Origin of the sequence: Flavobacterium notoginsengisoli, from assembly GCF_042686225.1 — a bacterium.
GTDB lineage: Bacteria > Bacteroidota > Bacteroidia > Flavobacteriales > Flavobacteriaceae > Flavobacterium > Flavobacterium notoginsengisoli.
On the sequence record NZ_JBHUOT010000006.1, the window covers coordinates 354,245 to 368,816 of the forward strand.

General features: G+C 32.8%; 14 protein-coding genes. 10 read left to right on the plus strand and 4 right to left on the minus strand.

The features are described 5' to 3' along the window. From ACFS3A_RS15890 to murI, 5 genes are all read left to right on the plus strand, one after another. A complete protein-coding gene (locus tag ACFS3A_RS15890) occupies positions 1-741 on the plus strand; it encodes an isoprenyl transferase (protein WP_379826584.1) in 741 nt (246 codons plus the stop codon). Next, on the plus strand, positions 674-3,400 hold the full coding sequence (gene bamA / locus ACFS3A_RS15895; RefSeq protein ID WP_379826541.1) for an outer membrane protein assembly factor BamA: 2,727 nt from the start codon (positions 674-676) through the stop codon (positions 3,398-3,400). Before ACFS3A_RS15890 ends, bamA begins: the two co-directional genes overlap by 68 nt. Positions 3,401-3,442: 42 nt before the next feature. Beyond that, the gene (locus ACFS3A_RS15900) at positions 3,443-4,471 is read left to right on the plus strand and encodes an OmpH family outer membrane protein (protein WP_379826542.1); all 1,029 of its coding nucleotides are present in this window, start codon (positions 3,443-3,445) and stop codon (positions 4,469-4,471) included. A 14-nt stretch (positions 4,472-4,485) separates the two neighbouring features. Beyond that, positions 4,486-4,989: an OmpH family outer membrane protein gene (locus ACFS3A_RS15905; protein WP_205727651.1), complete on the plus strand. Its 504-nt coding sequence runs from the start codon at positions 4,486-4,488 to the stop codon at positions 4,987-4,989. 149 nt (positions 4,990-5,138) lie between these two features. Continuing rightward, entirely contained in the window at positions 5,139-5,915 is a 777-nt protein-coding gene (gene murI, locus ACFS3A_RS15910) for a glutamate racemase (RefSeq protein ID WP_379826543.1), read from the plus strand. Positions 5,916-5,918: 3 nt separating this feature from the next. On the opposite strand, the gene ACFS3A_RS15915 is transcribed toward murI, so the two are convergent. Both ACFS3A_RS15915 and ACFS3A_RS15920 read right to left on the minus strand, forming a co-directional pair. Further along, positions 5,919-7,154, minus strand: coding sequence for an aromatic hydrocarbon degradation protein (locus ACFS3A_RS15915; RefSeq protein WP_379826544.1), 1,236 nt, complete (start codon positions 7,152-7,154; stop codon positions 5,919-5,921). Continuing rightward, the gene (locus ACFS3A_RS15920; protein ID WP_379826545.1) at positions 7,154-8,482 is read right to left on the minus strand and encodes a DUF4270 family protein; all 1,329 of its coding nucleotides are present in this window, start codon (positions 8,480-8,482) and stop codon (positions 7,154-7,156) included. The genes ACFS3A_RS15915 and ACFS3A_RS15920 overlap by 1 nt, the downstream gene beginning before the upstream one ends. Positions 8,483-8,714: 232 nt before the next feature. Between ACFS3A_RS15920 and ACFS3A_RS15925 the strand changes: the two genes are divergently transcribed. The 5 genes from ACFS3A_RS15925 to ACFS3A_RS15945 all read left to right on the plus strand — a co-directional run bounded on the left by ACFS3A_RS15925 (position 8,715) and on the right by ACFS3A_RS15945 (position 12,849). Beyond that, a complete protein-coding gene (locus ACFS3A_RS15925) occupies positions 8,715-9,545 on the plus strand; it encodes a DUF6268 family outer membrane beta-barrel protein (RefSeq protein WP_379826546.1) in 831 nt (276 codons plus the stop codon). A 16-nt stretch (positions 9,546-9,561) separates the two neighbouring features. After that, positions 9,562-10,566 (plus strand): Kelch repeat-containing protein, encoded by a 1,005-nt coding sequence (locus tag ACFS3A_RS15930; RefSeq protein ID WP_379826547.1) that lies wholly within the window; start codon positions 9,562-9,564, stop codon positions 10,564-10,566. Beyond that, positions 10,553-10,885, plus strand: a complete 333-nt coding sequence (locus ACFS3A_RS15935; protein WP_379826548.1) for a DUF4907 domain-containing protein — start codon at positions 10,553-10,555, stop codon at positions 10,883-10,885. Before ACFS3A_RS15930 ends, ACFS3A_RS15935 begins: the two co-directional genes overlap by 14 nt. Then, positions 10,886-12,001: a sensor histidine kinase gene (locus ACFS3A_RS15940; RefSeq protein ID WP_379826549.1), complete on the plus strand. Its 1,116-nt coding sequence runs from the start codon at positions 10,886-10,888 to the stop codon at positions 11,999-12,001. It begins immediately after the preceding gene. 131 nt (positions 12,002-12,132) lie between these two features. Continuing rightward, a complete protein-coding gene (locus ACFS3A_RS15945; RefSeq protein ID WP_379826550.1) occupies positions 12,133-12,849 on the plus strand; it encodes a LytR/AlgR family response regulator transcription factor in 717 nt (238 codons plus the stop codon). A 66-nt stretch (positions 12,850-12,915) separates the two neighbouring features. On the opposite strand, the gene ACFS3A_RS15950 is transcribed toward ACFS3A_RS15945, so the two are convergent. Both ACFS3A_RS15950 and ACFS3A_RS15955 read right to left on the minus strand, forming a co-directional pair. Then, positions 12,916-13,443, minus strand: coding sequence for a gamma carbonic anhydrase family protein (locus ACFS3A_RS15950; RefSeq protein WP_379826551.1), 528 nt, complete (start codon positions 13,441-13,443; stop codon positions 12,916-12,918). A 12-nt stretch (positions 13,444-13,455) separates the two neighbouring features. After that, positions 13,456-14,445 carry a PorP/SprF family type IX secretion system membrane protein gene (locus tag ACFS3A_RS15955; RefSeq protein ID WP_379826552.1) on the minus strand — a complete coding sequence of 330 codons (990 nt, stop codon included), beginning with the start codon at positions 14,443-14,445 and terminating at the stop codon, positions 13,456-13,458. Positions 14,446-14,572 lie beyond the last annotated feature (127 nt).

The following is a 14,572-nucleotide window of genomic DNA, read 5'->3' on the forward strand; positions in this document are numbered from 1 at the left end:
ATGAATTTAATAGAATCAATAGATCACACTAACTTACCAAAACACCTTGCCATTATTATGGACGGTAACGGACGCTGGGCAAAACAACAAGGCTTTTTGCGTGCGTTTGGACATGAAAATGGAACAAAATCTGTAAAAGAAATAATCAAAACTTCGGCTAAACTCGGAATTGAGTATTTAACCCTATATGCTTTTTCTACAGAAAACTGGAACCGCCCAAAACTTGAGGTTCAGGCATTGATGAAAATATTGATTAATTCATTAAAGAAAGAACTTATTACCCTTCAGGAAAACAATATTCGCCTTAACGCAATTGGAAATCTTGACAAATTACCCAAAACAGCCCAAAAAGAACTTTTGGATGTTATGGAAAAAACAAAAAACAATTCCCGATTAACACTGACTCTTGCTTTAAGCTATGGTTCCAGAGAGGAGCTGGTAAATGCCGTAAAGGCAATTAGTGATAAAGTTAAAAATAATATAATTTCAATCGACACTATTGACGATTCAATTATAAATGAGCATCTTTACACGCAAAATTTACCAGACGTAGATTTATTAATACGAACCAGTGGAGAACATAGAATAAGTAATTTTTTGCTGTGGCAGATTGCCTATGCAGAATTGTATTTTACTAATGTCTTGTGGCCAGACTTTAAAGACCAGGATTTATATGAGGCTATTATTAGTTATCAAAAAAGAGAACGTAGATTTGGAAAGACCAGTGAACAAATTAAATAATTTTTTAGTGTTGCAAAAAAAAATACAAATAGTCCTTACCCTTTTACTTTTGGGTAGTTTTTCACAAATTAAAGCACAAGAAAGAGTTCCTTTTGATCAAGGGAAAAAATATATTCTAGCCAAAGTTTCCGTAGTTGGTAAAATAAGTTTCAATGAACAAACTGTTGTAACCTTTTCAGGTCTTCAAAAAGGTCAGGAAATTACTGTTCCCGGAGAAGAAATTAGTAGTGCAATTAAAAAATTAGGTAAACTGGGACTATTTGATGAAATCGCTTTCTACGTAAATAAAGTAGAAAATGACAGTATTTACCTTGATTTAGATATTATTGAACTCCCTAAATTAAACGAAGTAAAGATCGTTGGGGTAAAGAAGGGTAAAATCGAAGGACTTATTAAGGATAATAATCTGACTAAAAACAAAATAGTCAATGAAAACTTAATCACAACAACTAAAAATTATATTGAAAATAAATATAAAAAAGACGGTTTTTACAACACAAAAGTTACCATTACCACTACTCCTGATACTATAGCAGGAAACCAGGTAAATATGCTTGTAAGAGTAGATAAAGGAGATAAAGTTAAAATCAGCAACATTGACTTTATCGGCAACAAACAACTCACAAGCAGTCAATTGCGCGCTGCAATGAAAGACACTAAACAAAAGAACTTTATCCGTGTTTTTAAAGCCTCTAAGTTTATTCCGGAAAAATACAAAACAGATTTAGAAAAAGTAGTCGCAGCCTATAAAGAAAAAGGATACCGTGATGCCCGTATTATTTACGATTCTGTCAAATACAACAAGCAAAAAAACATGCTTGCCATTAAGATTAATGTAGAAGAAGGTAATAAATATTACTTTGGTAACATTAAATTCTTAGGTAATACGGTTTATTCAGACCGCCTTTTAAACAGCTATTTAGGAATCAAAAAAGGAGAAACCTATAATGGCGTTTTATTAGAAAAAAGAATTGCCGACAAATCTAAACCTGACGCAGAAGACATCACCAATTTATACCAAAACAATGGGTATTTATTCTCAAATATTAATGCTGTAGAGGTTAGAACTGTAAATGACACAATTGATTTTGAAATCAGAGTTACAGAAGGCCCAATTGCATACTTCAACAAAATTACTGTTGTTGGAAATGACAAAACAAATGATCATGTTATTTATCGTGAGTTAAGAACAAAACCAGGAGAAAAATACAGTAAAGAGCAGCTAGTAAGAACAATTCGTGAGATTGGACAGTTAGGATTCTTTGATCCTGAAGCAATTGATCCAAAATTCAAAAATGTTGATGCTGCAGCGGGAACTGTTGATATCGAATATAATGTTGTAGAAAAAGGATCCAGCCAGGTTGAACTTCAGGGAGGTTACGGTGGTGGAGGTTTCATCGGAACGTTGGGACTTTCTTTTAACAACTTCTCAGCCAGAAAACTATTTGATAAAGAAGCATACAAGCCTTTACCAATGGGAGATGGACAAAAAGTTTCCTTACGTTTACAAGGAAGTACTTATTTCCAAACCTATAGTTTATCGTTCTCAGAACCTTGGTTCGGAGGGAAAAAACCGGTACAATTTAGTTCATCTATTTCATATAGTAAGCAATTTCTCAATAATTTCGTCACCAGAACTGTTGATAGAAGCAGAAGTTTTAATATTTTTACAGTACAAGTTGGTTTAGCAAAAAGATTAACTGTACCTGATGATTACTTTGTGCTTTCACAATCTGTAAGTTATCAGCATTATGATTTGAACAATTACAACACAGGATTATTTACTTTTGGTAATGGTGCGTCAAGAAACTTAGCATATACTATTGGAATTTCAAGAAGTAATAAAGGAGTTAACCCGATATTCCCGACTTATGGTTCTGAATTCAGTATTTCTGCGAAAATTACACCTCCTTACTCTTTGTTCAATGGAATTGATTATGCTGATTTAGGTAATCAGGAAGAATATAAATTAAGAGCTACTGCTGATGCAACAAATGGTGATGCAAATGGCCAAATGATTAAAAAGGGAGATTATCTTGATTCAAATGGAAACAAAGTAAGCACTTATCAGGAAGCTGCTGCTGATCCGGCAAAAGTGGATCAAAAGAAATACAACTGGTTAGAATATTATAAAATTAAATTTAAGGGAGACTGGTATACTAAAGTTTATGGAAAATTAGTATTAAGAACCCTGACAGAATTTGGTTTCTTAGGAGCTTATAATCAAGATAGAGGTGTAATTCCATTTGAGCGTTTTTACTTAGGTGGAGATGGTATGGCAAACTACTCAATGGATGGTAGAGAGACTATTCAGTTGAGAGGTTATCCTAACAACTCATTAACTCCGGTAAACACAAATGGAGATCCAATTGGAGCAACAATTTATAATAAATTCTCTATGGAATTACGTTATCCAATTACATTAAAACAATCAGCATCTATTTTTGTATTATCATTCTTAGAAGCAGGTTCATCATATCCAACGTTCAAAGACTACAATCCATTTGACCTGAGTCGTTCTGCCGGTATAGGAGTTCGTGTATTTATGCCTGCCTTTGGAATGTTAGGATTTGATTATGGATACGGCTTTGATGCGCTTCCTGGACAAACAAAAGCTAATGGATGGGAGCCTCACTTTATTATTGGACAACAATTTTAGAGAAATAACGTTTGGTTAAAAATCATCAAATAAAGTTATGTTATGAGAAAACAATTTTTATTTATATTTTTAGCCTTGATTGTAGCAAATACAAGTCAGGCACAAGGTAAGACGACTAGAATTGGCTACATCGATATGGAATATATTTTAGAAAATGTTTCCGATTACAAAGAAGCTAAATCACAATTAGAGCAAAAAGCTCAAAAGTGGAAACAAGAAGTTGAAGCAAAAAAATTAAATATAAATTCACTGAAGGAAAGCTTAAAAACAGAAAAAGCTTTGCTAACTAAAGAATTAATTGAGGAAAGAGAAACTGAAATTAAGTTTCAAGAACAGGAAATGATGGATTACCAGCAGAAACAATTTGGTGCTGATGGTAATTTAATGAGACAAAAAGCAGCTTTAGCAAAGCCAATTCAGGATCAGGTTTTTACTGCCGTTCAGGATATCGCAGAAGCTAAAAATTATGATTTTATTTTTGACAAATCATCCGATTTAACGATGCTTTTCAGTAATAAAAGATTTGACATCAGTGATCAGGTTTTAAGAGTTTTAAATCGTACAGAAAAACGTGAACAACTGACGAAAAAACAATTAAAAGAGCAGGAAGCGAAAGAAAATCTTGAAAATGCTATAGACGAAAATCCGGCAATGGCAGATCGTCAAAAAGCTCTTGATGAGAAAAAAGCGGCCAGAGAAAAATTAATTCAGGATCGAAAATTAGAACAAGAGGCCAAAAGAAAGGAATATGATGACAGGAGAAATGCCCTAGCAGCCGAAAGAGAAGCTAAAAAAAATGGCACGGTTTCTGGAACAGCTAAAGCAACAACAGAAACTCCGGCACCAACTGAGGCAGCAAAAACAAGCACAACAGCTAAACCTGCTGCAACCGGAACAGAACAAACTCCAACTGCTGAGCCAACGATGACAAAAGCAGAGGAAAGACAAATGCTTTATGAGCAGCGTAAAAAAGAGTTAGAAGAAAAAAGAAAGAAAATTTTAGAAGAAAGAGAAGCGGCTAAAAAAGCAAAAGAAGCCGAAACGCAAAAAACAAATACGACCAATAATTAATTAATATTTTAAAAATGATGAAACAAATCAAAACTTTACTAATTGCTGCAATTCTAATTTTAGGAGCAAGTAACACAATGAACGCACAAGCGAAGGTAGCTCATGTTGATGTAAGCGAGATCATGTCGAAAATGCCTGCTATGCTGGATGCTCAAAATCAACTGCAAAAATTAAGTGGTACATATGATGCTGAATACAAAAAAATGGTTGATGAATATCAGGTAAAAATCAAAAAGTATGAAACAGAAGCTGCTACAGTAACTGATGCTGTTAACGGTGAGCGTTCTAAAGAAGTTCAGGATATGCAAAAAAGAATTGTTGATTACAGAGACAATGCACAAAAAGAACTACAACAAAAAGAAACAGATATCGTAAAACCTTTAATGGAAAAAGTTAGAGCTTCTATCCAAAAAGTTGGAAAAGCTAAAGGTTTCCAATATATCTTAGATGGTTCTACTTTATTATTAGCTGATGGTCCAAACATCACTGCTGACGTTAAAAAAGATTTAGGATTCTAAGAAATTCAAAACTTAAAAAGAAAGCTGTTCAATTCTACAAATTGAGCAGTTTTTTTTTACAAAAAATTAAAACTAATCCTTGGTATAATTTCAGGAATTGAATTAACTTAGAGTATCAAATTTTATCTAAAAAATAGTAATTTTGCTTTATGACAAACAATAATCCTATAGGCGTTTTTGATTCTGGTATTGGCGGAACATCCATCTGGAGCGCTATTCATGACTTACTTCCAAATGAAAAAACTATTTATCTGGCCGACAGCAAAAATGCTCCGTATGGTCAGAAAACCAAGGATGAAATTGTTGCATTAAGCAAAAAAAATGTAGAGTTTTTACTGGAGAATAATTGCAAGTTAATTGTTGTTGCCTGCAATACCGCTACAACAAATGCTATACGAGAACTTCGTGTAGATTATGACATCCCATTTGTAGGGATAGAACCTGCTATTAAACCTGCTGCCAATAATTCTCAAACACAAGTAATCGGAATTTTGGCTACAAAAGGAACTTTAAACAGTGAATTATTTAACAAGACTGCCGAAATGTTTCAAAACACCAAAATAATTGAACAAGTTGGTTATGGATTGGTACAACTGATCGAAGATGGAAATCTATATTCACCGGAAATGACACAACTTTTGGAGTCTTATCTAAAGCCAATGGTTGAAGCCAATATCGATTATCTTGTTTTAGGGTGTAGTCATTATCCGTATTTAATTCCTCAAATAAAAAAAATTATTCCGGATCATATTAAGATTATTGATTCTGGTGAAGCTGTAGCCAGACAAACAAAAAACCTACTTCAGGACAAAGTAGGCTTTTCAGAAATCACGCAAAATGATCCAATATTTTATGTCAACTCAGATCCAAAAGTACTTGAGTCCATCTTAGAATATAAATATCCTGTTATTAAAAAAGACTTTTAAGACTTATTCAAATTTTCGTTTCACGAACCAAATTCCGTCCAACGATAAGTTGAGTGATATTTTATGATAGTTTTCTTTTATTAAATCACTTGCGATTCTTCCTTTCTGACCGTAAGAATACGAAATATTCAGAGACGAAAAAGTATTATCTATCGGCAGATTTAATCCAATAGAAAATGATGCATTATTAACACGATGAGCATCAACTTCAAGATAGCCTGTATCATAACTTAGTCCTGCAGCGTAACCTACCCTATCCCAATATTTTCGGGGATTCTTTTTGGAACTATAAGTAAGTCCAAATGCAAAACGATCCTGATTGACAAAATCACCATATAACTCAGATTGTTTTGTATTATCCCACAAACTTCTTTCATAATCTAAAGTCAGATTCAGATTATTCCTGAATCTTTTACTTATTCCAATCCCCATCTCCAGAGGCATGTAATAATCATCTGTATCCGAAGATTTCTCAGATTCAATAGAAGACTGAACCTCATCTGCAATTGCTGTCACAGATTGTATTTTAGAGGCATTAATTCTTGAAGGAACCTTAAACGTTGTTCCGATTGTAAAAGTAGAATCGATTCTATATTGAGCCCCTAATGTTGCACGCACTCCGTTATAATCTGTTTTTTTATGAATTGTTGTAATAGAGTTTCCAATTAAAAAGGAACGATCGTCAACCGTATTTCCAAACAACACTGTTGCAGTAGCTCCTACAGTAAGTTTTTTTCCTATTAAGTACCCATATGAAAAGTCTAAACTATTTAGTCCTCCGGATCCCTCCGCTGTTACATAATAATATTCCTGACCATCTTGTATTGGCAGTTTTAAGTTTGAGATTTTAAATGTCGAGCTGGAATACGGTCGCAGCGAAAGGCTAAATGCTGATTTTTTAGTAACCGGAAATGCAAATGCCAGGTGTGAAAACTGAAAATTATTTCGACTCTCTTTACGGGAACTACTCTGATATGTCGTAGAAATTGCCTTTCCACCTATATCAAATAAAAAATGATTTTGATACATAAATCCTAATGAAGCCGGATTTAAATTATTTATAAAAGTATCTGAAGGAAGAGCAATTCCTGAAGAACCAATTGAAGACAGATAACCAAAATCTGAATCATATAAACTTCCAACGCCATATAAAGAATACGGCGAACTTGAAATACTTTGAGAAAACGAAGTCAACGACATCAAAATGAAGCAGCTCCATAAAACAATTTTATTTTTCATTAATATGAGATGTAATAAATTTTAAGCTGAATTTTATTGTTTAAGTGCTTTTGATCACCTAAAACTAATCTGTTTACTGATTGAGCAATTCCCGGTAAAGTCAATATTAAAGAAGATCTGGAATCTGATTGTTTCAGCATTTCTTTTTGAAGAAAACTTCCAATCGGAATTGAGTATCCAACATTTTCATTGAATTCATCACTTTTTTGACTCAATTTTCCATAAACCGACGAACCGGCAGAGTTTAAAAGTGATCCGCTAATCCTGTTTAAATTATCTCCTACGTATACGGTGAGGGAATCTGCTAAAGGATATTTTTCAGAATAAGAATTATTTACCGGTTTTAAGATTAATTCCGCATCTACAATCGCGCCATTCGTCGCTATATTCTTAAATTGCTTTATGTTAGGAAAATCAATCCGACAAGCCACTCCGGTCCCTGACTGAATAAATCCCTGATTGCTAGTTAGTAAACTGGATAATCTCTCGGTCGAAGCAGGAAGACTTTGCAAAATAGTACCTGTTTTATCCAGTGAAATAGAATTAAACTGCTTGGAAGTATCTAAAATGGAAAAATCTACTATTAATGATGCCGCCTCATTATCTGCCTGATATTTGGAATAATACAATCTAACCTTACTGGACGAAACACTAAACCCAATTACATTGGAAGAGGTTGAATTCTCCGGAACTAAAACAAATCCTTTTAAATATTCTGTAAAACTATCAAAGTCGGTAACTTCTCTTTTTTTGATTTTTTGAAAAAGAGCCTCACCAAAGACTTTATCCATCTGAATATTTATCGAATCTTTTTGTTTAGGTCTTGGCTGAAAAGATATTGATCCCAGACTCTCCGGACTATATGTCAGAGTCGAATTATTATAAAAATTATTATCCTCTTTGTTCGGCTTAACTTTTTGAGTCAATCTATGAATATTAAATGTCTGAACCCTTGTGGTATCCCCATAGTAATATCTGTCATACTTCAGAATCATAGAGATTGAATCAAAAACATAATTAATAGATTCTGTATCAGACCCAACACTATTCAAAGCATAAGTATCTGCTGAAAGCTGAAAATAACTATCCGATTTTACTTTTCCGAAAACAGGGTCATCATAATTTCCAATAAGAATTCTTCCGCGGCTTGAAGTTGCAAGTGAATCAAAATTAATAGTTGACATAGTAACAGTAGCCGTATCAATCAAAATCACCTTATTACTTAAAGCCAGATAATCTGAACCTACATTAAATTCTCCGGTATCCGTATCCGTACCACATGAAAACAGGCTTAATACAAAAAGCAAGATCAATATATACTTGTGCATAATTTATTTTTTGAACAAATATAAAATGCAAGCTATCGCGCTACACTATAACATATACTATCGCGCTTTTTTAAGCTACAAATTCAACAAAATGATCTATAACACCAATTGCATACTTAAAATTGATTTCAGCCTTAAAAATGGCAATTTAGTCTATCAAAACACGTCATATATATATCTTCTTTTTTTTAAGAGAGCTATCCAATTACTTTTGGAACCAATAAAATAAATAATGATAGTACGGTTTTTAATTTGTTCTCTTTTTTCGGTTTCGCTTTTAAGTATCAGAGCACAGGAAAATTTTGCTGCTTCTGCAAATATTAAAACAGAGCCAACTGATAAAGTAAATTTTAATGAAACTGAAATTGCTGTTTCTTATAAAAAAAATCTGGGGAATAAATATAAAATAGCCAACACATTAGAGTACTCAAACCTGAAAGTGAATTACGAACTGAATCAATTTGATTTTTATCAGGATCAGGACAAATTCAATCAGATTCAGAACAGATTTGAATTTTCGCATCAGGTTTTAGAAAAAACAAAATGGCAGTTTTCTATTATTCCAACAGCAAATTTTCAACAAAATTTGGGTTTATCAGACATTACTGTTTTAGGAGATCTAACAATTAGCCAACAATTGAATTCAAAAATAAACATTGTTATCGGAGCGGGAAGAACATCCGTTTTTGGCGCCCCAAAATTTACTCCCGTAGCAGCTTTTGATTATAAATTCAGTGACAAGACAAATTTAAGAATCGGGTTTCCTTATTCTAAAATTACGTATTCGAACAATGAAAGAAATGAATTTAAACTAACCAATAGTTTTAATGGAAATTTTTATCATTTAGACATGTCAACAACCGCTGAAAAAGCAGTTTTATCGCAAATGACATCTGCATTTGAATATGAACGTAATGTCAGCAGTAATTGGTTTTTAAATTTCAAAGCAGGTTATGACTTTGATAAGAAATACAAATTAGTAAACAGCGCTAATCATGAACTATATGACTATAACACAGGAAATGGTTACGTATTAGGAATAGGGATCAAATACAAACAATAAATAAATTAAATACACTATGATTAATCTAAAAAAAGGAATTTTATTCACAGCGCTTTTTTCGAGCCTTTTTTTTCTAAGCTGTAGCAATGATGAAGATGATGAATTAATGGGGAACTGGATTAAAAAATCAGCCTTTGATGGCCCGGCAAGATCTAGTGCTACAAGTTTCGTTATTGGAGATTTCGCATATGTTGTTGGCGGTTACACAGGCGACGAATATTTAAAAGATTTATGGATTTATAATTCTACCGGAGATTATTGGGAACAAAAAGCCGATTTTACAGGTGTAGGAAGAAGTTCTGCTTCTAGCTTTGCATTAAACGAAAAAGGATATGTTGGTCTTGGTTATGACGGAACAAATAAACTGAAAGATTTTTATCAGTATGATCCTTCAGGCAACAGCTGGACACAAAAAGCAGATTTCGGAGGAACTGCACGCTACGCAGCAGTAGGTTTTCAGGTTGGAGGTAAAGCTTATTTTGGTACCGGATATGATGGGAATTATTTAAAAGATTTTTATCAATACGATGATCAGGCCAATACCTGGACTCTTGTAAATGGTTTTAGTGGAAACAAAAGACGTAATGCTACTGTTTTCGTAATCGCAGACAAAGCTTATTTAGTAACAGGTATCAATAATGGTACTTATCAGGAAGATTTCTGGGAGTTTGACCCTTCAACAGATACCTGGACAAGAAAAAGAGATATCGATAAAGATACTGATGATGATTACTCATATAATGATGATTATGCAATTGTACGTTCAAATGCTTCCAGTTTCTCTATGAATGGATTAGGATATGTTGTAGGAGGTGAAAGTACAAAAACCGTTTGGGAATATAATCCTTCAACTGATTTATGGGAAGAAAGAACCCCAATGGAAGGCGCAACAAGAACTGATGCTGTTGCTTTTTCAATCAATAACAGAGGTTTTTATATGTTAGGCCGAATTGGTTCTTCTTACTTTGATGATGCGTGGGAGTTTAGACCATTAGAAGAACAAAGTGATGATGATAATTAATATCCAAAAACACTTTCGGAATAACATCCGGAAGTGTTTCCTGCTTTTTATATTCCTTATATTTTTTATTTCCTGCACCAAAAAAGAAGCTCTGACATCGACTTCTTTTAAAACAAATTCAGGATGGGGATATACAATCGCTTACAAAGAAAAAATCTTAATTAAGCAAACCATTATTCCCGTAATAAGCGAAAACAAAAGTTTTGCTACAGAAGGAGATGCTTTAAAAGTAGCCGAACTTGTAAAAGAGAAACTCAAACAAAACTTATCTCCAACGGTAACCAAAAAAGATTTAATTTTATTAAAAATAAAATTATAAATGCAGTTAGACACCTTAAAAAATACCGGCTACAACAAAATTCTGTTTCATTGCGCAATATGGGTTTTCTTTATTTTAACTTCTTTAATTCAGTTTTATGAAAGCCCTTTTAAAATGAGTAATGATTTTTATATCCAGTGGGTTACAGGAATTGTATTGTTTTATCTGAATTATTTTTATCTGGTTCCTAACTATCTTTTACAAAAAAAATACTGGTTGTATTTTTTGTTTGCTTTTGGTCTTATCGCCATTTTTATGGTTGTCAGAATAAATTTTTTTATTCCTGAATTTAGACATTTAAGACCCGAAAATATAATGCCTCAGCGAATGATCCCGCAAGGGCCGCATTTTTTTCCGGGGGAGCATCACACGCCTCAAAGAATTGAAATGAGACAGCCAATTTTCTTTAAACTTGGTCCATCATTTTTCTATATTCTTATAATAACAATTAGCGCTATTATAAGAACATTGACTGAGTTTTATAATAATCAACAGAATAAACTGATTGCCGAAACACACAGAACAAATACAGAATTAATATACCTGCGAAAACAAACCAATCCGCATTTTTTATTCAATTCTTTAAATAGTATTTATTCTTTAGCACATAAAAAATCTGATTTGGTCCCTGATGCCATCGTAACGTTATCTGAGCTCATGCGCTATATGCTTTATGAGACCGATAACAAAACGGTGGCTTTAGAAAAAGAGGTAAACTATATTCAGAATTATATTGAGCTTCAAAAACTGCGATTAAACAATATCGAAGACATTGTAATCAATGTACATGGCGACACAAAAAACAAATTTATTGAGCCTTTGTTATTGATTTCTTTTGTTGAAAATGCCTTTAAATACGGAACCGATTATAAAGGCGCTGCTCATGTAAAAATTAAAATCCTGATTACCGACAACAACCTTGATTTTTGGATTGAAAATACTATCGAAAATTACGTAAAAGACCCTGAAAACTCCGGAATCGGATTGGTAAATATTCAAAGCCGTCTTGATTTACTGTACCCAAATGCACACGAATTAGCCATTACTCAGGATAATAAATATTACAAAGTTCATTTAAATTTAAAATTGGATGAGATTAAAACCGGCACACATTAACTACAATATCATTTTTTAAAGCACAATTTTATTTTATGAACTAGTATTTTATGATAATTTTAAAACATAATTCACTGGTTTAAAATTACTTTTGAACACCAAAACAAATTATAAAACTTAATTCTCAAAAAATGAAATGTGTAATTATTGACGACGAACCTTTAGCAGTAGAATTATTGCAGGATTTTGTCAAGAAAGTGGAATCGCTGGAATTAATAAGTTCTTTTAACAATGCGATTGATGCTGTTTCGTTTATTAATCAGAATAATGTTGATTTAATTTTTCTGGATATTGAGATGCCACATTTTTCCGGAATTGATTTTATAAATACTATAGAAAAGAAGCCTTTGGTTATTTTCACAACTGCTTATTCAGATTATGCTGTAGAAGGTTTTAATCTTGGTGCCGTAGATTATTTGGTAAAACCGATACCATTTCATCGTTTTTTGAAAGCCGTGGTAAGAGCGCAACAAGTTTTACAACCTGCAATAGCAAATCAGCCCGTTTCTGAAAATACAACTACTCCGGAAATTCAACAAGATTTTATGTTTGTAAGGGCAGAATATGAAAATGTGAAGTTAAACTTTGCCGACATTCTCTTTATTGAAGGTTTAAAAGATTATGTAAAAATTTACACTACCGATAATAAATTTACCCTAACATTGATTAGTTTGATCAAATTAGAAAACCTGCTTTCCAGCAAAGGTTTTGCAAGAATTCACAGATCATATATCATTAATATCAAACATGTAAAATCTATTCAAAAAAATAAGGTTTTAATAAGTGATAAAAGAATTCCAATCAGCGAAAGCTATAAAAACACTTTTTTTGAGAAAATCAACCTGTAATTTTTTCAAATTTCAAAAAAATAAAATTCCAAATTCCAAAAGTGTCAAACCCTGGAATTTGGAATTTTATTTTTGTTCTTCTTCTTCTTTAAACCAACTCGAATACATTACGTAATTATTCGAAATACGTTCAATTTCGCCTGCAAAATCAGACTGATCAATATCTTTTACTTTTTTGGCAGGAACGCCCGCATAAATGCTTCCGGAAGTTACAACTGTATTTTGAGTTACCACTGCTCCGGCAGCTATAATAGCATTACTTTCTACTACACAATTATCCATTACAATTGATCCCATTCCAATAAGAACATTATCGTGAATCGTACAACCATGCACAATTGCGTTGTGTCCTATTGAGACATTATTTCCAATGATTGTTGGATGTTTTTGATAAGTACAGTGAATAATTGCACCATCCTGGATGTTTACTTTGTTCCCTATTTTAATAAAATGTACATCTCCTCTAATCACTGTATTAAACCAGACACTACAAGAATCACCAAAAGTAACATCTCCTACAATGGTAGCATTTTCAGCAACATAACAATCCTCTGGAATCAAAGGTGTTTTTCCGTTTACAGACTTAATAAGCATAAAAATAAAATTTTAGTTAACCGCAGGACAATTACAGTCGTAACGTTCTTTTCTACAGAATAAATCAATCCCCAACGTAATCTGATGGTAACCGCCAGTATCAAATTTCACATCTCCCATTACCTGAGAATAAGTATAAGCAAACATAAAGTTCTTGAAATTAACACCTACTATTGGAGTAAAAAATTGCAGTTTTTGAGAAGCGACACCACTTCCTGCAAGATACTGTGCTCCGTCAAAACCTCTTCTGTATGACAAAGCTGCCCAAAGTCTTCCAAAATCCATGCTTTTGTAAGCTTTCAAATTCAAATCGATTGTTTTCTCTTTGGTTTTATCAAAATATTGAAAAAGTATAGAAGGTTCCCAGGTAATATTTTCTCTTTTTCCAAAAACATATCCAACACTCAATAAAAACTTTCGCAGGTTATCACTCTCATATTCTGTATATAACTCTCTTCTTGTCTCTAATAAACCCTGTACTGTTGCATGGGCATAAAAGTCCATAAAGTTATAAGAAGCTCCAATATCCATATTAAAATAAGAGTCTTTCTGAATAGAGCCGAAAACAATAGGATCAAAAGTTCCTCCAAATTTTGTCTCATCCAACTGACTTTGAATCAAACCACCGCTAATACCAAAAGAAAGCTGATTTAAATCAATTTCATCTCTTGAAAACATAATATGATGTGCATAGGTAAGTTTAACGCCCTTTTGAGAATGGTATCCGTTTTTATCATTAAAAACAATAATACCTGCTCCGGAGCGCTCTCCTACTCTTCCATTAAAACTTAATGTTTGTAATGTTGGTGCATCTTCTTGTCCAAACCATTGCTTTCTTGCAGTCAGCCTAATTTTGGCACAATTGGCCGCACCAGCCATTGAGGGGTGAATTAAATAGTAATTATCTGATAAATAATCTGAATAAACAGGTATTCCCTCTTGTGAATAAGAAAAAAAAGAAGAAATAAGAAAAAATAATAAAACCCTGATTTTTAATTTCATAAAGACAATTTTGTATCTATATAATTTTCACTCCTGCAATTTAATACGATTTCTTTGAAAAGAGTCTTAATTATTTTATTAAAAAATCAAATATAGTTATTAGTAGAAAATAACTTTAGTAAATTTG

Excerpts from the sequence above, each read along its gene's own strand:
- ACFS3A_RS15890 (WP_379826584.1), top strand. The coding sequence starts at position 1 with ATGAATTTAATAGAATCAATAGATCACACTAACTTACCAAAACACCTT.
- bamA (WP_379826541.1), top strand. The coding sequence starts at position 674 with ATGAGGCTATTATTAGTTATCAAAAAAGAGAACGTAGATTTGGAAAGA.
- ACFS3A_RS15900 (WP_379826542.1), top strand. The coding sequence starts at position 3,443 with ATGAGAAAACAATTTTTATTTATATTTTTAGCCTTGATTGTAGCAAAT.
- ACFS3A_RS15905 (WP_205727651.1), top strand. The coding sequence starts at position 4,486 with ATGATGAAACAAATCAAAACTTTACTAATTGCTGCAATTCTAATTTTA.
- murI (WP_379826543.1), top strand. The coding sequence starts at position 5,139 with ATGACAAACAATAATCCTATAGGCGTTTTTGATTCTGGTATTGGCGGA.
- ACFS3A_RS15915 (WP_379826544.1), bottom strand. The coding sequence starts at position 7,154 with ATGAAAAATAAAATTGTTTTATGGAGCTGCTTCATTTTGATGTCGTTG.
- ACFS3A_RS15920 (WP_379826545.1), bottom strand. The coding sequence starts at position 8,482 with ATGCACAAGTATATATTGATCTTGCTTTTTGTATTAAGCCTGTTTTCA.
- ACFS3A_RS15925 (WP_379826546.1), top strand. The coding sequence starts at position 8,715 with ATGATAGTACGGTTTTTAATTTGTTCTCTTTTTTCGGTTTCGCTTTTA.
- ACFS3A_RS15930 (WP_379826547.1), top strand. The coding sequence starts at position 9,562 with ATGATTAATCTAAAAAAAGGAATTTTATTCACAGCGCTTTTTTCGAGC.
- ACFS3A_RS15935 (WP_379826548.1), top strand. The coding sequence starts at position 10,553 with ATGATGATAATTAATATCCAAAAACACTTTCGGAATAACATCCGGAAG.
- ACFS3A_RS15940 (WP_379826549.1), top strand. The coding sequence starts at position 10,886 with ATGCAGTTAGACACCTTAAAAAATACCGGCTACAACAAAATTCTGTTT.
- ACFS3A_RS15945 (WP_379826550.1), top strand. The coding sequence starts at position 12,133 with ATGAAATGTGTAATTATTGACGACGAACCTTTAGCAGTAGAATTATTG.
- ACFS3A_RS15950 (WP_379826551.1), bottom strand. The coding sequence starts at position 13,443 with ATGCTTATTAAGTCTGTAAACGGAAAAACACCTTTGATTCCAGAGGAT.
- ACFS3A_RS15955 (WP_379826552.1), bottom strand. The coding sequence starts at position 14,445 with ATGAAATTAAAAATCAGGGTTTTATTATTTTTTCTTATTTCTTCTTTT.